Raw genomic sequence first — 20,605 nt, forward strand, 5'->3', positions numbered from 1 at the left:
GGTCTAAGAAAGGGCTAGGCATTTCCTCTTATTTATTCTATGAGGTGACGATTAATGGGGGTAAAGAGATTTGAATTCGAATCCGCAAGGTCCACCATCCGGGTTATCGATTAACTCAACGATGGAGCCGTCGGCTCGAAATAATGGCTGATAGTGCTTGCCAATGTGAGTGGCCGACTCGTTCGCGTAGTGGCAGATGAAAGCCCTCCGAAATCTGTCTTTTGTCTTATTCCGATAGGAGCCATGAATAAGATTTCCGTTGAAGAACAGCACATCGCCAGGCTCCATAATGACTGGCATAGGTTTTTGCTCCTTCGGGGGCTTTACATAGTGGGTTGTAAACGATTCCTTCGAATCTGACAGCTCCGGACAGACGATATCGTATTGCTGCGTCTTGGGTACAACCAGTAGACCGCCGTTTTCTTCATCTGCGGGGTCGATAGCCGTCCAGGCTGCAATGCAGTTTCCCGGTTCAACCTTTAAATAGAAGTTATCCTGATGAAGAGCCTGTCCTCTCGCTCCAGGGGGCTTATAATAGAACATGCTTTGTGCTGCTAACGCCGCTTCATTATATAGGCTCTCGAGCACGGACATCACCGGCTGGTGCAGCATATATTTTTTTGCCGTTTCATTAAATCGATGCGGGTGCATAACCCGAGGATATCGCCTTAATGGATCTGGGGACTCAGAGGATAAATCAGGCTCAAAGTATCCTGGAATTACACTCTCGCTAATCTCTTGAAACGTTTGCCCGATTTCATCCAGCTCCTGCTTACTGAATAGTCCTTTTACAATAACGTACCCTTCCATTTCGAATTGGTTCTTTTGTTCTTTCGTTAACACTGTTTGGCTTTGCATGATGCTCTCTCCCTTCATATCTTGCTTAATAACAGTCTAAGGTCAAAGCAGGTTCCAAGGAATTAGCAATTCTGCTTTTCAATCATACCATTCTGCTTTCTGCAGTTATCTATAGTTGGTTATATATCCGGATTGGAGGTATTGCATTGAAGCCTATCAACGACCCTTCTCTTCTGAACACTGGGATTAGCATTTCGGGACACTATCAAATGTCAGATGCTTATGCTACTCATCGGCCGAAAGGTATGACAGAGTGGCTAATAACCTATACATTACGTGGAAAAGGATATATGGATGTCCCCAGCGGAATGCAGCATTGTATCAAAGGTGATTTAACATTTTTAAGACCTGGCACGCCTCACAGATATGGTACTGTAAAGGGCGAGGAGTGGGATTTTTATTGGGCGCATTTTAATGACTATCTTATTGAAGACAACTTACTGCCTTCTGAACCACTTTTTATTCATAATTTTAAAGCAAATACGGTTCAAAGGAGAATAAATCAGGCGTTTCGCAGACTCCTTTTTGATTCGACTGAACGAGACGAATATTGGCAGGAGCTTTGTTTGAACTCGCTTCGCGAAATGCTAATGCTGTTAGCTCAGGAGCAAAAGCTACAGCGTGATCCGCGCATCGTAGAAACAATCCATTATCTTTCTATCCATATGCGGGATAGTGTGCAAATCGAGGAGCTCGCACGAACAATCGGGCTTTCTTCCTCAAGATTGTCACATTTGTTCAAGGAGCAGACTGGACTTTCCATTATCGATACCTTGAACCAAATGCGAATTCGTCAGGCTGCTTTACTGCTTACGCATACAAATCGAAGCGCAAGTGAAATATGTTATGAGGTGGGATTCCACAATTACAATCATTTCATTAATCAGTTCCGAAAGTGGTATGGATTGAGTCCAAGCAGCTATAAAAGAAAGTATACTTAACATAAAAGGGCTTTTTTACGATTTTGTAGATGGAATTTCGTAAATGATCGATATACGTTGTGGAAAAGGGGCTCTTATAATCGGGATAAGGAGTTGTGAAACTCTCGACAAAAAATGGGAGGTTGATGGTTACGGTGAAAAAGACAAAAGCAAGCTTGTTGGCTGCAGTACTTTCAGTATTCATGATTCTAGTCAGTGTAACAGCAGCATGCTCCAGCAATTCAGAGGAGGCAAGCCAGAGCTCGAACAGCCCGACACAAAGCGCAGCCCCACAAGACAATACGAATGAGGCAACGACCTATCCCATTCAAACGGATAAGAAGCTTACGTATTGGGCGGGCATTAATTCCAATCTGGCTGGGATCCGCAACTCGTTGGATGAGGTGCCGTTTTTCCAGGAATGGCAGAAGAGAACGGGAGTTCCATTGACCTTCATTTCACCTACGGCGGGTCAACAGAAAGAGGCGCTTAATGTCATGCTCGCTTCCGGTGAATTGCCTGATGTGATTGAATATTCCTGGATTAATTTCCCTGGCGGACCGGAGAAGGCCATTAAAGATGGCTACATTCTAAGACTGAATGAATTAATGGATCAGCATGCGCCCAACCTGAAAAAATATTTGGAGGAGCATCCAGAGGTTGATCGCCTGGTGAAAACAGATTCAGGCAGTTATTATGGATTCCCGTTTATCCGTGGAGATGAATCCCTGCTGGTCTTCTCAGGTCCTATCGTTCGTCAAGATTGGCTGGATGAGCTTGGTCTTGAGGTTCCGACTACCATCGATGAATGGTATACCGTATTGAAGGCGTTTAAGGAGAAGAAGGGAGCTTCTGCGCCATTATCGTTCCTAAGCGAAGGTAAGCTGGCAGGCCTTGGGAACGGAGCGATTATTGGAGCATTTGGCATCAATCAAAGCTTCTATTTGGATAATGGACAGATTAAGTATGGTCCTGCAGAGCCTCAGTATAAGGATTTCCTGGCCACAATGAGCAAGTGGTATGCGGAAGGGCTGTTGGACAAAAACATTGCAACAACCGATCTAAAAACGTTAGATGCCAATATGATCAGCGGTGCGACGGGTGTAACTCTTGGTAATGCTGGTTCACATCTAGGGAAATGGACACCGCTCCTTAGCGAGAAGGATCCGAAAGCCGTATTGGCTCCAGCGCCTTATCCCGTCATGAATAAAGGGGATGTTCCTAGATTTGGACAGCTGGATAATCCTTTCGCTGTCAATGGCACGGCTGCGATTACCTCGAAAAGCAAAAATCCGGAGTTAGCTGTAAAGATGCTGGATTATGCTTACAGCGAGGAAGGTCATATGCTCTTTAACTTCGGGGTTGAAGGCGTCAGCTATACCATGGAAAATGGTTATCCCACTTACACGGACTTGATGATGAAAAATCCGGATAAGCTGGCTCCTGCCCAAGCCTTGTCCCTCTATATCCGCGGCAATTATTTTGGTCCCTTTGTGCAAGACAAACGCTACAGCGAACAATATAATGTGCTGCAATCGCAGAAGGATTCTATTGAAGTCTGGAAGACGGATGCTAAATCAACAAAGCTGCCGCCCATTACGGCAACACCTGAGGAAAGTACCGAATTGGCTAAAATTATGACGGATGTGGAAACGCTTGTTAATGAGATGACACTCAAAATTATTTTGGGAAGCGAGCCATTATCCAGCTATGATTCCTACATGAAGAAGCTGGAAACGCTTAACTTTGACAGAGCGATTGAAATTCAAAAGGCGGCTTTGGAGCGATTCAATAAACGTTAATATGTACCAAGGTGGCTTAGAGCTCCCTAAGTCTAAGCCACCACCGCTTCACTTAAAGGCAATCAAGTAAATAAGGGGCGAGAGTATGAGACCTTCAGCATCCCCTAGCCATGCTGGGAAACCTGTTAAGAGCAGAGAAATTGTTGTTAGTCGCCTGGTGAAGGATTTGGCGCTTAACAAATACCTCTATATGATGATGATACCTGTTCTCGCGTATTATATTTTGTTTCAATACGGTCCGATGTATGGAGCTATCATTGCTTTTAAAGAATATTCGCCGATTAAAGGAATAGTAGGCAGTGAGTGGGTCGGATTGGCACACTTTCAATCTTTTTTCGAAAGCTATTATTTCTGGCGCATTCTGAAAAATACACTATTGTTAAGCCTTTACTCCCTTTGCTTTGAATTCCCAGCGCCTATTATACTTGCCTTGTTAATTAATGAGGTCAGAAATAAGCGGTTTAAATCCATTGTACAATCCGTAACCTATATGCCTCATTTCATTTCCCTCATCGTTATCTGTGGAATTATTAAGGATTTTACGAATAGCGGGGGCTTGATCAATACCTTTATTACCTATCTAGGCGGCGACGGGCAGGCAATGCTGCAGAAGCCAGAGCTCTTTCGAAGCATTTATATTATATCGGATATATGGCAAGGCATGGGATGGACATCCATTATCTATTTAGCAGCGCTCATGAATGTCGACCAAGAGCAATTCGAAGCGGCGCGCATCGATGGAGCGGGCAGACTGAGGCAAATATGGAATGTATCCCTTCCGGGCATCCTGCCAACTATTATCATCATGCTCATTCTCCGTATTGGCAATTTGCTTAGTGTAGGGTTCGAGAAGATTATCCTGTTATACAATCCTGCCATTTATGATACTGCTGATGTGATCTCCTCCTTTGTTTATCGTAAGGGCTTACTCGAGTTCGGCTGGAGCTACAGCGCGGCTGTAGGGTTGTTCAATTCCGTAGTCAATTTGATATTGCTAGTGCTTGCTAATCGATTGAGCAAAAAATTTAGCGAAAATAGCTTATGGTAAGGGAGGTGAGCGGCATGATGACCAAAAAATCCAGACTTGAGCGAACGTTTGATGTTTGCTTATATACAGTCTTGTCGGTGTTGGTTGTGATTACCTTGTACCCTCTCATCTATGTGGCATTTGCTTCGATCAGCGATGCAGCGTATATCGTTGCTCACAAAGGGATCTTGTGGAAGCCGGTAGGAGTTAATTTCGAGGCGTATAAGAGCGTTTTTGCCAATGATGCCATATGGAGCGGATACAAGAATACATTATTTATCATCGTATTTGGAGTTATACTGAACCTGTTTATGACGTCGCTGGGAGCTTACGTGCTGTCACGCAAAAATGTCATGCTGAACAAACCGTTTATGATTTTTATCATCATTACGATGTTCTTTCATGGGGGTCTGATTCCTTTCTATCTGGTTGTGAAAGGCGTAGGGCTGCTGGATACGCTTTGGGCGCCTATTATTCCATTTGCTATTAACACGTTTAATTTGATTATATTAAGAACCTCGTTCCAATCCATTCCTGATAGTCTGGAAGAAGCGGCCAAGATGGACGGTGCCAATCACCTTGTTATTTTGTTTCGTATTATTCTGCCGTTATCCTTGCCTATCATGGCGGTCATGACGCTTTATTATGCCGTAGACAAATGGAACGGCTGGTTCTATTCTTCAATCTTTATTAGTGACAGAGATTTATTCCCGTTGCAATTGGTCATCAGAGAGATTCTGATAGCGAACTCGACAGAGGGGATGTCATCTGGCGGATCAGGCAACGACTTGTTCCAGATTGGCGAGACAATTAAATATGCGACCATTATGGTGTCAACTTTACCTATCCTGATGGTATATCCTTATCTGCAGCGATATTTCGTTAAAGGAGTAATGGTTGGATCACTAAAGGGCTAGCCCATCGGCTAGCAGGGGGAGGATATTCGCATGTCGGATAGAAATTGGTTCGATCACGCCTGGGATCAGACAGTAGAGAAGGTGAACAGGACGAGCAGGCGTATAGGGGTGTCCTATCCGCATCTTTCTATTGATGGAACTTATGATAACAATAAGAGCTTCTGGACCAAGGGCTTCTGGCCCGGTATGTTATGGCATATATACAATGAGACGAAGGATGAGCGACTGAAGGGGATTGCCATTGCAATAGAAGATGAGCTGGATGAAGTGTTGAACGGATTCTACATCCTGCATCATGATGTAGGTTTTGTATGGAGCTTGACTGCAGTGGCGCAGTATAAATTACTGGGTAATGAATCCTCCAAGCGAAGAGCCCTTATCGCAGCAAGTCATCTCGCTGGCCGGTTCAATCTGAAGGGCAGCTTTATTCGAGCGTGGAATGATCAGCAAGGCGGCGGCAGGGACAATCGTGGATGGGTCATCATTGATTGTATGATGAATCTGCCTATTCTATATTGGGCATCTGAAGAAACAGGTGATCCGCGTTTCAAGCATATTGCGATCGCTCATGCAGACACCGTGCTGAAGGAGCACATTCGTGAGGACGGCTCTGTTCACCATATTGTCTGCTTTGATCCCGATACTGGGGAAAGAATAGGAGCCATGGGCGGTCAAGGCTATTCACCGGAATCTGCTTGGTCGAGAGGCGCGTCGTGGGCGATTCATGGATTCGCTTTGTCATACCGGTACACAGGAGAACAAAGATATCTGCAGGCGGCTAAGAAAGCAGCACATTATTTCATCGCCAGTCTGCCCGAAGACCATGTCCCTTACTGGGATCTGAGAGCGCCGCTTGAAGAGAATATGCCGAGAGATACCACAGCTGCGGCCTGCGCGGCGAGCGGATTAATCGAAATCGGCAGATCTGTGCCTGAACAGGAACAACGATTCTATCTGGAATGGGCAGAACGTATCCTGAAGTCGCTTTATGAGCATTATGGAGCTTGGGATAAAGAAGAGGAAGCGCTGCTGGTTAAGGGAACCTCGCATTATCCTGCAGGAATCGGTATTAACACGCCGATAATCTATGGAGATTACTTCTTTATGGAGGCGTTGTCGAAGCTGAGGGGCAATACAGAATTGTTTTGGTAATCCGCATCACTAAGCCCACACCTGAGTCATAGGGTGTAGGCTTAGCTGTGTTATTCCGGTTACTTTTTTGAACCGCCCTCCTGCCACATCTTTCGAAAAATAAGAGGTGTGCACTCGACTCGTTCCTTAAATAAATAGATAAAATGACTGACATTTTCAATACCTGCTTCGACAGCGATCTGTGCAATCGAGAGTTTTGAATATTTAAGCAGCTCCTTGGCGTGTGTAATTCTAATGTTAATAAGATACTCATTGGGTGGAAAGCCTGTTACGCGCTTGAACTGCTTAGATAAGTGATATTTGCTGACGGCAAACTTTTTGGCCAAATCATCCAGCGTGATTTTTTCTTGAAAATGAAGCTTCATTTCCTCTATGACCGCAGAAATATAATCCCCTTCACTAGAAGCTAATCCATATGACTGTTCCTGCTCAAGCAAGCAGTCGGTCAGAAGCTCGACTAATAGCTTTGAGCATTTCAATTCATTATACAAGCTAGGTTTCTTGTAATTAAGAAGCTGATTCATTACATAAGGAATATTTGATTCTGGCTGTAAGCTCAGAACGGGCTCTCCAGCCTCAGCAAACTTCTCGTAATACCCCTGTGCAGTGCTGCCATTAAAGTGTATCCATAACAGTTCCCATGGATCATCAAGGTCCGTCCTATAATGATGATAATCCATACAATGAATAAAAAATAATTGATTGGCTTTCACAACGTGAGACTGCTGCTGATAGGTAAGATGCCCAATTCCCCCCAGTGTATAGATCATCAGAAAGGAGTCGAGCTGCTCGCGTTCTGTAAAATAGGAGGGCAGTGTCTGAAAATGCCCCATTTCTTGTACATAAAATAAGTTTGCTTTTGCAAATGATGAAGAGGTAGCGATGATTCGTACGGAGTCATTACTCCAAGCGGTATTATATCGTTCCTTGTAAGCTGTCATGAGTCACCTCGCAAGATTCTATTATTTTTATACAAGATACTTCGATGTATTATCGAAATAAAGCGGTTACAATTAAGTCGTAAAACTATTATTTCATATTTGAACGGGGTGGTAAAGATCGTTTGGAAGCAGTTGATTAAGCCAGCAAGTAAACCTAGAATCGGATTATATTCGGTGGGGTTGAAAGCATACTGGGAACAGTTCCCGGGTTTGAGGGATCGTTTGCTCGCTTATGGAAGGTTTATCGAAGGCAAGTTATCCGACTGGGCTGAGGTGATGAATTTCGGTCTAGTTGATACTGAGGGGGAGGGACGCAAGGCCGGCGAGTGGTTTAATGCGAACCAGGTGGATTTAGTGTTTTGCCATGCTGCCACCTATTCTACGAGTTCCACAGTGCTTCCGGTGCATCAAATTTGTAAGTCGCCAGTAGTTTTTCTGAATCTTCAGCCTACAGAACGTATGAATTATGAGTCTTCAACGACAGGTGAATGGCTGGCTCATTGTGGTGCATGTCCAGTGCCTGAGTTTGCCAATGCATTTGCCAGGGCAGGACTTCCCTTCCAAGTCGTAAACGGATTGCTGGGGTTGGATTATAGCCCAGACATTTCATTAACAAATGAAATCACTTATGAGCGTACAGAAGCAATAAGCGCATGGAAAGAGATAGAAGAATGGGTAAAAGCAGCTTCGGTTCCACGTAATTTGCGTTACAGCCGTTTCGGCTTTCTAGGCAATACTTACTCCGGCATGCTGGATATGTACAGCGACTTTACAATGGTTCAAGCTCAGTCGGGCATACATCTCGAAATGCTGGAAATGTGCGATCTCGATCGGTTGGTTCAGGAGGTAACTCCTCAAGAGGTTAAAGCCAAGCTTGAAGAAGTGCATGAGATGTTCGAAATTAGTGGCGATTCCCCTTCTGATCCTATTGCGAGAAGGCCCACCAAGGAGCAAATGGAGTGGTCTTGCAAAGTAGCTGCTGCACAAGAGAGGCTTGTCAGAGCTTATGATTTAGATGCCCTTACGTATTACTACCACGGTGCGCCTGGAGGGCACTATGAGGAGCTGCAAGGTGGATTTATTGTAGGCCATTCATTATTAACGGCGCGAGGCATTCCGTGTTCAGGTGAAGGAGACCTGAAGACTGCTCTTGCTATGAAGATATGCGATCTTCTCGGCACGGGGGGCAGCTTCTCGGAAATAGTCGTAGTTGATTATGTGGACGAGACGATCATTTTGGGGCATGACGGTCCGTTCCACATCGCGATTTCCCAAGGCAAGCCTATTCTAAGAGGTATGGGCCTATATCATGGTAAACAGGGCTCAGGAGTTTCTGTTGAGGCAAAGGTCAAGACCGGGCCCATCACGACGCTAAATGTGACACAGACTGGCGACGGCAAGCTAAAGCTGATCATCAGCGAGGGGGAATCAACCAATGGACCTATTATGCGTATAGGCAACACACAAACCCCTGTGAAATTTAAAGAACACCCGGATGCATATATGAAGCGGTGGTTCATGGAAGCTCCGACGCATCATTGTGCCATGGCCATCGGACACCAGGCACGTCTATTTGAGAAGGTAGGCTGCCTCATGAATATGAACACCGTAATTTTGTAAAATAGAATTGTATTGACAACGCTTTCTAGGCAGATTATTATTTGTTTATAAAAACGTTTTTATAACTTTTTAGTCCGGTCTAAGTTCCAAATGTTTTCATTAATTATTAATACTAAAGGGGAGTGCTGTGTAATGAAGAACATAAGAGATGTTTCAATGAAAAAGCTGACCTTGATTAGTTTCATCTTAGTATTGGCTCTCGTGTTTACTGCTTGCTCCAATTCGAATGGGAATGCCTCGACTGCTGGCAATGCCTCTAACAACCCAAAGGAAACGGAAGGGGTTACAAAGGATAAAGGTTCTGAGACCGTTACCATAAGGGTTGCCATAAGAGATTATCTAACTGCTGAAGCCGAAAAAGTAGTTGCTGCATTTGAGGATCAGCATCCTAACATTAAGGTGGAGTTAGAGCCGTGGCCTACGAACGAGGACCAATACCGACAAAAGATTACAACCAACTTAGCGGCGAATAATTTACCCGATATTTTGGCGAATTTGGGAGGGATGGTTTCCCTTTTCGCGGATTCCGGTATAACTATGAGCTTAGATGAATTGTTGGGTTCCGACTCTGGTCTTAATAAAGATGAGTTTGATGAAGCGTTTTTACAAACCGGTGTATCCTTCGGCAATAAGACAAAAGGCGAAGTTCATATGCTGCCGCTCGGAGCGGATGCCCTTGTTATCTTTTATAATAAGAGACTGTTTGACGAAGCCAATGTACCCTATCCAACAAGCGACTGGGATTATGAGAAATTTATTGATACGGCTAGGAAGCTGACCATTAAAGATGATAAAGGGAACACCGTTACTTACGGTGCCAATATTAGATATACGTGGCAAGCCATCTATGGACCGTTGCTAGAAAACTTCGAAGGCTCATTGGTAAATGCAGAGATGGACAAGGCGTTATTCCATAGCCCTGAAGCCATTAAAGGCTGGAAAGCTATGCTAGAGCCTGAGAAAGAGGGAATATTTGTACCGATGACGGTTCAAAACGATATGGGGAACGATAATGCTCCGTTTCTAGGCGGCAAAGCAGCTATGCATACAGGAATTAGAGCCCAAGTTCCTATGGTAAGGAACGGCTTGAAGGATGATTGGGATGTTGTTGAATTGCCCTATATTAACGGTGTAAAAAAGGTGGGTGCTGGAGCTGTAGGCTTCTCTATCACTTCAAGCACGAAGCACAAAGATGAGGCATGGGAATTCATGAAGTTTATTTATGATGGTGAAGGCGGCATGAAGATTTTTGCAGAAAACTATTCAGTGGTACCGCCGATTAAGTCGCTATATAATAGTTCGTTTTGGAAGGAGCTTCCTGGTCCTCCTTATTCAAACCATGTATTCACGGATACCTTAAAGTATTCGGTTATCTCCCCTCCTTTGCCGGTTGAAGCAAGCGGGGCGTTTAAGGGAGCTATTAAGGAGGCATTGGAGAGGTATTTGTTAAACGATGAAAATAATCTTGAGGCTTTAATGCAGGAAGCCGCGGATAAAGCGACAAAGGCTCTGAGTGAAAATAAATAACAGTCCGTTGTGATATTAAAGTGCTAGGAGGTTTCCTGGCACTTTAATATTAATTAAGTGGATGGATGGAGTGAGCTTAGTGAGCACTATGACGAAAGAGTACTGGATTCGAACAAAAAAAGCGTTGAAGAATGGAGATAATTGGTGGGCGCTCATATTCCATTTTCCTAATTTGCTCCTTTTTTCTGTTTTCACGATGTTTCCAATCCTGTTTGCCATAATCCTATCCTTTTATAACTGGAATGTAGTGGAAGCGCCTGTCTTTGTGGGATTGGATAATTTTGTCGATTTTTTTCGTGATGATAAAGCGATTACCTCCCTTCAATTAAACATTCTACTCATTTTATATTCTGTCCCAACTGCAGTAATTATTAGTTTTCTATTGGCTGTGTTGATTAATCGCAAGATGGCAGGCATACAGGTGTTAAGAACGATGTATTATTTTCCGATCGTTATATCCTTAGTATCATCCGCGGTAATTTGGAAATGGATCTATTCAAAAAACTTTGGCATTTTAAATTATGGTCTTGATTTTCTGGGAATCCCTCCAGTAGATTGGCTGGGGGATAGTCAATTTGCTTTGATAGCTATTGCAATTGTTATTGTGTGGAAGCATATTCCGGCGACAATCATTATTTATTTAGCCGCTTTGCAAAGTGTGCCTACACACTTGTATGAAGCCGCCTCTTTAGATGGCGCCGGATATTGGAAAAAAATGAGGTACATTACGTGGCCTATGGTTGCCAATGCTACTTTATTGTTATTTATCTTAAATATGATCTGGACGTTCTTTGGATCGTTTGATGCAGTGGAGGTACTGACTAAAGGCGGACCTTACGGTTCTACAGAAATTATTATTTATTATTTGTATGAGAAAGCATTTATAGAGCTGAAGCTTGGATATGCTTCCGCACTCGGAATTGTATTATTCGTAATTTCTCTGCTCATCACATGGCTGCAGTTTTCGTTGAAGAAAAGAGGCGACAAATAATGAAAATGGAGATTGTAAAAAAACAGACTGTAAATGCCATCGCTTGGCTGATTGGAATAGGGATGTTTTTTCCGTTTATTTGGCTATTTACGACCTCGATTAAGCCTTCAGATGAAGTATACGTTTTCCCTCCTGAATTTGTACCTTCGTCCATAGAATGGGGGAATTTTTTACTGGCTTGGGAAGATCTTGGGCTGAGGACTTTTTTCAATAGCGTCATTTTTACGAGTATTGTTCTTATTGGCCAAGCCATTATTTGTTTAATGTCGGGTTTTGCTTTGGCGAAAATACCCGCTATGGGACAAAAGATATTTTTTGTTCTGCTGCTGATGTCCATGATGGTACCCAGTCAAGTCAGTCTTGTTCCGACTTTTATCATTGTTAAAAACCTGGACTGGATTAATACGTATCAGGGGCTTATTGTTCCTATCATTGCACATACGGGATTTGGAACATTCCTGTTCAGACAGTTTTTGGCGGATATTCCGGATGAGATTGCGGAATCTGCCAAGATGGATGGCGCGAACTGGTTTACTATTTTCATCAAAATATTTCTCCCATTAAGCAAGCCCGTAATTGCTACTTTCTCGTGTTTAACATTTTTGGCTGCATGGAATATGTATTTGTGGCCACTTATTATTACGCAAAAAACAGATCTGTGGGTGCTTACATTAAAGCTGGCAGCTATGAGTTCAGAGTACACTTCTGCTCCTTGGAATGTAGCTATGGCTGCAAATATATTAGCTGCTTTGCCTGTTATTATAATATTTCTATTTTCTCAACGTTTCTTTGTCGAAAGTCTATCGACGACAGGGATGAAAAACTAAAGATTGTGAGCAGTCGGAAACATGTATAAAACGAGTTTGGAGAGAAGATGAATTGAGACATAACGTAGAAGATATTAGGTGCGAGTATAGAAGAAACCCAGTGGGCTTAGATGTAAAGCATCCCCGAATTAGTTGGAAGCTCTATTCCGACGGCAGGAATGTTATGCAGGCGGCATATCAAATTCAAGTATCGATGAGCAGTTTCAACGTCACGGATATTTTATGGGATACAGGGAGAGTGGACTCCGATCAATCTATTCATGTTACCTATTCAGGCCCTGAATTGCTTTCACGGACTAGATATTATTTTCGTATAAGAGTGTGGGTCGATCTTGATACGGTCTCTGAATGGAGTGATGTGAATCACTGGGAGATGGGAATGCTGGGTGTAGGCGAGTGGTCTGCCCGTTGGATTACAGACGATGTGTCACGTCATGCTGACAATCATGATGCATGTCTTATGCTTCGACGGGAATTCTCGCTAAAGGGGAATGTGAAAAAAGCGCGGTTGTATGCCACTGCCCTAGGCTTGTATGAGCTTTACCTTAACGGGAGGAGAGTAGGGGATTGGCACTTTACACCGGGGTGGACCTCATATAACAAGCGACTACAATATCAGACGTATGATGTAACTGAACTTCTGCATGCAGATATAAATGCCATAGGTGCCCTTGTAGGAGGGGGCTGGTACAAAGGCAATCTGGCCTATCGAGATCAGCGAAATATATATGGCAACGAATCTGCGCTAATGTGCCAGTTGCATATTACCTATGCAGATGACACTGAAGAGATGATTTTATCGGATGAACACTGGAGGTCGGCAACTGGACCGATAATCATGTCTGAAATATATCATGGTGAAACCTACGATGCGCGATTAGAGAAAAACGGCTGGAATCTAGCTGATTTTAACGATGCAGACTGGTCGGGAATAAGGATGGTCGATCATTCTTATGAGACACTGATTGCTCAAGAGAATATGCCTGCACGGATCATACAAGAGATTAAGCCCGTCTCATTCATTCAAACGCCTTTAGGCGAGACGGTATTGGACATAGGTCAAAACATGGTGGGCTGGATGCATTTCAGAGTGAGCGGTGAGCGTGGCAGGAGAATTACATTACAGCACGCGGAAGTCCTTGATCACAATGGGAATTTTTATATTGGTAATTTAAGAAGCGCAAAACAAACGATCAATTATGTGTTAAAGGGGGGTGAGGAAGAGGAGTTTGAACCCCGGTTTTCTTTCCAAGGCTTTCGATATGTGAAGGTTGAGGGATGGCCTGGGGATCTCGATCCCAGTACATTCACCGCCAAAGTGATACACACAGATAATGAGATTACAGGGACGTTCGAGTGTTCGGATCAAATGATGAATAAATTGCAACAAAACATAGTATGGGGTCAGAAGGGTAACTTTCTTGACGTTCCAACCGATTGCCCGCAAAGAGATGAAAGGCTGGGCTGGACAGGAGACGCTCATGTATTTATGAGAACCGCTTCCTACAACATGAATACAGCGTTATTCTTCACAAAGTGGCTGCGAGATCTTAAGGCAGATCAGTTGCCAAACGGTGGCGTGCCTCATGTAATTCCTCATGTGCTGCGTGCTGAGGATCACTCCTCTTCAGCCTGGGGGGATGCGGCGGTTATATGTCCATGGACACTTTATCTATGCTATGGAGATAAAAGAATATTAGAGCAACAATACGATAGTATGAAGGCATGGGTGGAGTATATACGCTTTCAAGGGGAAAATGAATACCTTTGGAATACAGGGTTCCACTTTGGGGATTGGCTTGGCTTAGACGCAAAAGAAAACAGTTATGAGGGAGCGACTCCCAAAGATCTCATAGCGACAATTTTTTACGCGTATTCAACGCATTTGCTGAAAGAAACAGCTATGGTCTTGAATCGTTTTGAGGATGCGGCAAAGTATGGACAACTGCACCAACACATTGTGGATGAATTTAACAATGAGTTCATTTCGCCCAATGGCAGGTTGATTTCAAACACCCAAACTGCACATGTGTTGGCTCTCATGTTCGATGCTGTCAAAGTGAAGGATCGTCAAAGAGTTGCGGACGCATTAGCTCAGTTAATTATTGAAAATAATGTTCACCTAACTACAGGCTTTGTCGGGACGCCTTATTTATGTCATGTATTGTCAAGGTTCGGCTATGATCATCTAGCTTACCAATTAGTGTTCCAAAAGGAATATCCTTCGTGGCTGTATGCCATTACTAAAGGAGCTACTACGATTTGGGAGCATTGGGACGGAATCAAAGAGGATGGTTCCTTCTGGAGTGATGATATGAATTCGTTTAATCACTATGCTTATGGAGCCGTTGGAGACTGGCTATATCGGAGAGTGGCTGGAATCGACACAGCAACAAGTCAGCCGGGCTACAAACATATCATCATAAATCCAACCTTTGGATCAGAGCTGAGTTGGGTGAAAGCTAGCTATGAAAGTCTGTATGGTACCATTCGCTCGGAGTGGAGCAAGCAGGAGGACGGTATGGAGATTAATATTGCTATACCGCCCAATACAACTGCACAGGTAATCTTTAAGGGAATAACCAAAGTTAAGCAATTAGAAGAGGGAGGCTCGATGCTGCCAGTTATGGAGGGCTTGTTGAGCTGGGACTGTTGTGAGGAGCATGTTGCATTACACTTAGGATCAGGAAACTATAGCTTTAGATATAAGGGAGATGATTGACTTGAGGCCGAACATTATTTTTTTGATGACGGACCAACAGAGATGGGACTGTATAGGAAGATATAATAAGCATATTCAGACGCCTAATATTGACCGGCTGGCCGACGCGGGAATTGTTTATAGTCAAGCCGTATGCCAGGCGCCGATGTGCGTCCCAAGCCGTTATTCCATGATGTATGGTCTTTATCCCTCCCAGCTTGGGGTTCGCACAAATTATGATGGGATTACGAATGAAGAGCTGCTGCCTGCTGACCCGCTGCCGGAGCTCATGAGGAAAGCTGGCTATCAAACCGCAGGGTTTGGCAAAACCCATTGGAATCATAATGCTGAGGGAGTCTCCGAGCCTTCGGCCCGAGGCTTCGAACATCGGGCGATTGGGTTATCTCGCGCGAACGGCCACTACGAGCAAGGTGCGATTATGATGGGGGATACACATCCTGAGCGGCTGGAGGCCTACATGGATGAAACCAAGGATTATGGCGCAGGGGAAGAGAACGCGAACGGTTATATCGGCTCTACCAGCAGAATCCCGATGAACCATCATCGGGACGGCTGGGTGGCCGAGCAATGCTTGCAATTTATTGAGGAGGACGGAATTGATTCGGAACGGCCATTGTTCCTATATTTATCATTCTTGAAGCCTCATGCTGGATATAATGTTCCTCAAGAATTTGAGGATTTATATCGGATAGAAGATATACCTGACATTCAGCAGCCGCCATGGGAGCTAGAATCGGATACGCATCTAGCGGCAACGGATGCTATTAATCAGGAAAGCCTTGACGATTATCGTCAAAAGCGGGATGTCTGGGAAGCGATGAGTTCTTTGGAACGCCGTCGCTCTACGTTGCGCTATTGGGCGAATTGCTCATGGCTGGATCATTATTTTGGTCAAGTACTGGACCGATTGCGGGAGCGGGGCGTGCTGGATAATGCGCTGATCGTCTTCTGTTCGGATCACGGTGAGATGTTCAGTGAACGGCGATACCGCTTCTCGAAATATTGCCTGTATGACAGCAGCGTGCGTGTGCCTCTTGTTCTATCCGGTTCTGCGATTCCCCGGAACAAACGAGGGACCACGGATGATCGTCCGGCCGAACTAATCGATCTCGTGCCTACGCTGTCCAACGTTGCGGGCTTGCAACGGAATCCGATGCTGCCAGGTCTTGATCTGTTGGGTGAAGCAGTGCGAAGAGGCGCGTTTTGCGAGTTTCACGGGAAAGGCGTACCCGTCCATTCCGCTCCGGCGTATATGTGGAGAACAAAGGAATGGAAGCTGATTCTGTACCTGGAAGGAGCAGTGGGCAACGATGGGACGCATCATCAGGACATTCTAGGCGAACTGTATGACCTGGTAGAAGATCCAAACGAATGGAATAATTTGTACTCACAAGATGGATATACAGGAATTCGAGAGCAGTTGAAAACTGAGCTGCTGATGCATCTGGCAATAGCTTGGGCGAAGGCGCCCGTGTTCTATGATAGAAGAGGTTTGAAAGGATTAGAGCGATTTGAGACATGTCGAAAGGAATTGGAATAGGATGGAAGTCTATAAAGAATTAAAGGAACAGTTCACGTCATTGTCTCCACCACGAAGTATATATCCGTTGTTGTGGCTGCATGGTGACCCTCGGGAGACAGACTCTGTAATTCGTCAGGAGATTGCTGCCATGGACGAAGGGGGAAGCGCGGGATTCATCATTGAATCCCGTCCACATGCTGACTACTTAGGTGAAGGCTGGTGGAGAGATCTTGACATCTGTCTGGACGAAGCGCAGAAGCGAGGTATGAAGGTATGGATATTCGATGAAGAATATTATCCTTCAGGTATTGCAGGCGGCAAAGTGCTGCAGAATATGCCGGAGGCTCGAATGAAAGTGCTCGTGAAGGAAACGATACCTTGGCATACTTCGGAGTGTACGTTTGATAAGCTTGATTTTAGTGCTTGGGACACCATCTTTAAATTTGTGTGTGTGCCTCTAATAGACGGTTATCCACAATGGGAACGTTCTGTACGCTTTAACGATATAGACAGCTTATTGTCTTGGCAGGAGATGGGTGAAGAGACGGCCCCATGGCTTATTCATGTGTTCGGTCTTAAGCACTCTTGGAGTGGACGAATGTACGATAAGATGGTGGATTATCTTGATCCGCAAGTTACGGATTGCTTTATCGCGTTAACTTACGAAGCAACAAAAGAGCAGTATGGACATCTATTCGGAAGCGTGATTCAGGGCTTCTTCGGCGATGAGACAAGCTTCGAAAATTATGCCTCCTACGATGTCCTGTTTGGCGAAGATACCCCTTGTATGCCATGGACGCGTGTTATGCGGGAGGCATTTTCCCAAAATAAAGGATACGACTTGTTCGATGAGATTGAATGGCTGTGGTACGAACATTCTGATGGTCGAGCGGGAGCGGTTCGTTTCGACTTTATGGACGTAATGACACAACTATTCTCTCAGAACTTCTTTGCGAGAATTCAAGCCTGGTGCCATGCAGAAGGCGTAAGCTTTATAGGGCATGTTGTTGAAGATAACCAGGCACATATGCACCATGGTTATGGTGTGGGGCATTACTTTCGTTCGACTCGTCACTTTGATATGGGCGGCTATGACTTCGTATTGCGTCAGGTGGATTCGGAGCAAAAGCTGGTGCCCTATGAGGAGAATTACCCTCAATTCAAGCATTATAGAGAAGGCTTAAACCCGGATTTTTTCCATTACACGCTAGGGAAACTGGCACAATCCCAGGCTCATCTTGAAGTCCAAACTGATCTCATTATGTGCGAGAATTTTGGTGCCTATGGGTGGGATCTAGGGCTTCGCGAGATGAAATGGCTGACCGATTGGATGACTGTGCGTGGTACTAACTGGTATGTCCCGCATGCCTTTTCTCCACTCTTTCCGGATGATGATTGTCCACCGCACTTTTATGCCGGGGGCCGTAACCCGCAATGGGGCTTCTTTAGGAAGTGGGCAGACTACGCAAATCGATCCTGCCTCATGCTAAAGCAAGCAGAGCATGTGTCAAGGATCGCAGTGTTATATCCCGCTGAGTCGCACTGGGCTGGCGATGAGACGGTGCTTGATCAGGTGAATAGGGAACTGATGCAGCATCAATATGATTTCGACATTCTATCCATGGATTTACTTATGGATCGTAATCGGAGCCGTCTCATGGATGGTAAGTTGTGCGTAGCTCAGCATCAATTTTCATGTATTTTGCTGCCGGGAATTGAAACCTTGCCAGTGGAGGTGCTGGAACGGCTTCTGGAGTTTCGCGATGCCGGGGGACTACTGCTCCAAGTTGAATGCCGTGTAAATAAAGATTGCCGTGGACGCCATAGTCTCATACACTCGCTTACGGGGTCATTAAACGAAAACGAAGGCCCGGTTCCTCTGCACCGTTTGGCTGATACGCTGGATAAGTATTCAGGCCTGAGAAGCCTGCGTCTGCTCAACGCATTCCCGGAGCTGCATTATTGCCATTATGAACGTAAAGGTCTTGATATATTTTTCCTTAATAACGAGAGCTTGCAGCTGGTGTTTGAGGATGAGGTGACGTTTGGCGCATCAGGTTGTCCGGAGGTATGGGATGCCATGAGTGGTGAAGTGTTGCCGGTACCCTCCTATCAACAAGCGAATGGGGAGACATGTATGACAATGCGTCTAGCTCCTTATGAGGGCTTATTCGTGGTATTCCATTCGTCGCACGGCTCGAAGGCCTCCCAAGTACCACCGGCCAAGGTAGATCGAACGCGCGAGATACCTTTAACTGACTGGAGATGCATTCACATCAGCAGTCCCATCTCAACCTTCAATGACGGCCAATCGCTTCCCGTCCCTGGTGACTGGATTGCGCAGGAAGGGTTCGAGACCTTCAGCGGTACAATAACATATGAATGTAGATTTACATTGAGTGCCCAGTCCTTGCTATGGATGAATGATGGTGATGCCAGCATCGATCTTGGAGAAGTGCATGAAACAGCTGTATTGAAAGTCAACAGCAATGTGCTGACTTCGAAGATCTGCCCGCCGTATGTTTGGAGAGTATCACCCGATCTGTTCCAAGAAGGGGAGAACACACTGACCCTCGAGGTAACGAACACCCTTGGTGCTGCTGTTCACAACCACTGCAATCGAAGTCGTCCGGCACCATCCGGTTGGTTGGGCCCTGCCCAATTAGTGTTGTATTCATAGCTGGGATTGGGCTAAAGCTGTTTTTGTGAACCGCAGCTGCTTCGAATGAAAAGCTCGCTAGGAATAATTAAGTTTTGAGGAGACAGCTTTCTTTTATAATTTATTTGCTTTAAGAGTAGACGGGCAGCTTCTTTGCCTATATGGTACAGCTCAGTGGAGATGGATGTGATTTGATGCTTCTCAGCGATATCTGAGTTTTCAAAGCTTACCAACGCTAGATCATCCGGTATTCGCAGTCCGTTTTCAGCACTGTATTTTATCACGCCAAGAGCTTGAATATCTCTGCCCGCAATGACAGCTGATGGTATTTTTTTTAGTTGACGAAAATATTTCATTGCCTCATATCCGCTTTCTTCTCGTGAATCGCCTATATACAAATAACGATCATCAATCCTAATATTATTGTCTTGTAACGCGGCTTTATACCCTTCGTATCTATCTTCCGAAAGAAGATAATCCAGCGAACCGGGACTGATAAAAGCGATATCCTTGTGCCCTAGCTTTATGAGGTGTGATGTATTTCGATAGCTAATGTCAAAGTTATCAACGTTTACGGTATTCATGGTCAAGTTGTCCATTTGAGGACCCATAAAAACAAATGGAAAATGGTGTTGTATCAGAAAGGAGATAGGCTCCATTTGATCTGTGGGACTAAATATTAAAAACCCATCAACCGTTTTTGCTCCAGCTAAGGATTCCATCTTCGAATGACTGGATGAAGCTTGATCCCACGAGAGCAGAAGGTTATAGTTTTGCTCGTCGATCACCTCGCCAATGCCTTGAAGCATATCGTTCAGCAAGGTATTCCCAACGAATTTGAATATATTTGACTTGGGATTAGGAATAAATAGGCATATGGTATAGGTCTTGCTGGTGACAAGACTGCGAGCTGTGGAGCTAGGCACATAATTTAATTTTTTTACCGCCTCCATAATACGTTTTTTCGTCTCCTCAGCAACTGGAGCGGTACCGTTTAAAGCGAAAGAAACGGTAGATATACTAACTTTAGCTTCTCTAGCAATATCTTTAATTGTCGCCATTAGCAGGCTCATTCCCTTCGGCAGCAAGTCATTTTCGAAGTAAGCTCGTTATTTGATCC

15 protein-coding genes are annotated in these 20,605 nt (G+C 44.7%); 12 read left to right on the top strand and 3 right to left on the bottom strand.

Annotated elements, in window-relative coordinates; genetic code table 11:
• Positions 1 to 51 precede the first annotated feature (51 nt).
• Positions 52 to 858 (bottom strand): phytanoyl-CoA dioxygenase family protein, encoded by an 807-nt coding sequence (locus tag AB1S56_RS07900; protein ID WP_340870290.1) that lies wholly within the window; start codon positions 856 to 858, stop codon positions 52 to 54.
• A gap of 146 nt (positions 859 to 1,004) precedes the next feature.
• Between AB1S56_RS07900 and AB1S56_RS07905 the strand changes: the two genes are divergently transcribed.
• The 5 genes from AB1S56_RS07905 (at position 1,005) to AB1S56_RS07925 (ending at position 6,676) form a co-directional block, all read left to right on the top strand.
• Positions 1,005 to 1,799 carry a helix-turn-helix domain-containing protein gene (locus AB1S56_RS07905; RefSeq protein ID WP_340870288.1) on the top strand — a complete coding sequence of 265 codons (795 nt, stop codon included), beginning with the start codon at positions 1,005 to 1,007 and terminating at the stop codon, positions 1,797 to 1,799.
• Between the two features lie 134 nt (positions 1,800 to 1,933).
• Entirely contained in the window at positions 1,934 to 3,580 is a 1,647-nt protein-coding gene (locus tag AB1S56_RS07910) for an extracellular solute-binding protein (RefSeq protein ID WP_340870287.1), read from the top strand.
• Positions 3,581 to 3,665: 85 nt separating this feature from the next.
• A complete protein-coding gene (locus tag AB1S56_RS07915; RefSeq protein WP_340870286.1) occupies positions 3,666 to 4,628 on the top strand; it encodes an ABC transporter permease subunit in 963 nt (320 codons plus the stop codon).
• 17 nt (positions 4,629 to 4,645) lie between these two features.
• The gene (locus tag AB1S56_RS07920; RefSeq protein WP_340870416.1) at positions 4,646 to 5,524 is read left to right on the top strand and encodes a carbohydrate ABC transporter permease; all 879 of its coding nucleotides are present in this window, start codon (positions 4,646 to 4,648) and stop codon (positions 5,522 to 5,524) included.
• Positions 5,525 to 5,554: 30 nt separating this feature from the next.
• Complete coding sequence (locus AB1S56_RS07925; RefSeq protein ID WP_340870285.1) at positions 5,555 to 6,676, top strand: glycoside hydrolase family 88 protein; 1,122 nt, start codon at positions 5,555 to 5,557, stop codon at positions 6,674 to 6,676.
• Between the two features lie 59 nt (positions 6,677 to 6,735).
• Here AB1S56_RS07925 and AB1S56_RS07930 read toward each other — a convergent pair whose 3' ends face one another.
• Positions 6,736 to 7,617, bottom strand: a complete 882-nt coding sequence (locus tag AB1S56_RS07930) for a helix-turn-helix domain-containing protein (RefSeq protein ID WP_340870283.1) — start codon at positions 7,615 to 7,617, stop codon at positions 6,736 to 6,738.
• 174 nt (positions 7,618 to 7,791) lie between these two features.
• On the opposite strand from AB1S56_RS07930, the gene AB1S56_RS07935 reads away from it, so the two are divergent.
• The 7 genes from AB1S56_RS07935 (at position 7,792) to AB1S56_RS07965 (ending at position 19,506) form a co-directional block, all read left to right on the top strand.
• Complete coding sequence (locus AB1S56_RS07935) at positions 7,792 to 9,237, top strand: L-fucose/L-arabinose isomerase family protein (protein WP_340870281.1); 1,446 nt, start codon at positions 7,792 to 7,794, stop codon at positions 9,235 to 9,237.
• 132 nt (positions 9,238 to 9,369) lie between these two features.
• Entirely contained in the window at positions 9,370 to 10,764 is a 1,395-nt protein-coding gene (locus AB1S56_RS07940) for a sugar ABC transporter substrate-binding protein (RefSeq protein WP_340870280.1), read from the top strand.
• Between the two features lie 88 nt (positions 10,765 to 10,852).
• Positions 10,853 to 11,755 carry a sugar ABC transporter permease gene (locus AB1S56_RS07945; protein WP_340870415.1) on the top strand — a complete coding sequence of 301 codons (903 nt, stop codon included), beginning with the start codon at positions 10,853 to 10,855 and terminating at the stop codon, positions 11,753 to 11,755.
• A complete protein-coding gene (locus AB1S56_RS07950; protein ID WP_340870278.1) occupies positions 11,755 to 12,582 on the top strand; it encodes a carbohydrate ABC transporter permease in 828 nt (275 codons plus the stop codon). Before AB1S56_RS07945 ends, AB1S56_RS07950 begins: the two co-directional genes overlap by 1 nt.
• A gap of 163 nt (positions 12,583 to 12,745) precedes the next feature.
• Positions 12,746 to 15,304, top strand: coding sequence for a glycoside hydrolase family 78 protein (locus tag AB1S56_RS07955; protein ID WP_340870276.1), 2,559 nt, complete (start codon positions 12,746 to 12,748; stop codon positions 15,302 to 15,304).
• Positions 15,297 to 16,844 carry a sulfatase-like hydrolase/transferase gene (locus AB1S56_RS07960; RefSeq protein ID WP_340870274.1) on the top strand — a complete coding sequence of 516 codons (1,548 nt, stop codon included), beginning with the start codon at positions 15,297 to 15,299 and terminating at the stop codon, positions 16,842 to 16,844. Before AB1S56_RS07955 ends, AB1S56_RS07960 begins: the two co-directional genes overlap by 8 nt.
• A gap of 1 nt (position 16,845) precedes the next feature.
• Positions 16,846 to 19,506, top strand: a complete 2,661-nt coding sequence (locus AB1S56_RS07965; protein WP_340870273.1) for a glycosyl hydrolase — start codon at positions 16,846 to 16,848, stop codon at positions 19,504 to 19,506.
• 11 nt (positions 19,507 to 19,517) lie between these two features.
• Here the strand turns inward: AB1S56_RS07965 and AB1S56_RS07970 are convergent, their stop codons facing one another.
• Positions 19,518 to 20,546, bottom strand: coding sequence for a LacI family DNA-binding transcriptional regulator (locus AB1S56_RS07970; RefSeq protein ID WP_340870271.1), 1,029 nt, complete (start codon positions 20,544 to 20,546; stop codon positions 19,518 to 19,520).
• Positions 20,547 to 20,605 lie beyond the last annotated feature (59 nt).

It is taken from the genome of Paenibacillus sp. PL2-23 (assembly GCF_040834005.1).
GTDB lineage: Bacteria > Bacillota > Bacilli > Paenibacillales > Paenibacillaceae > Pristimantibacillus.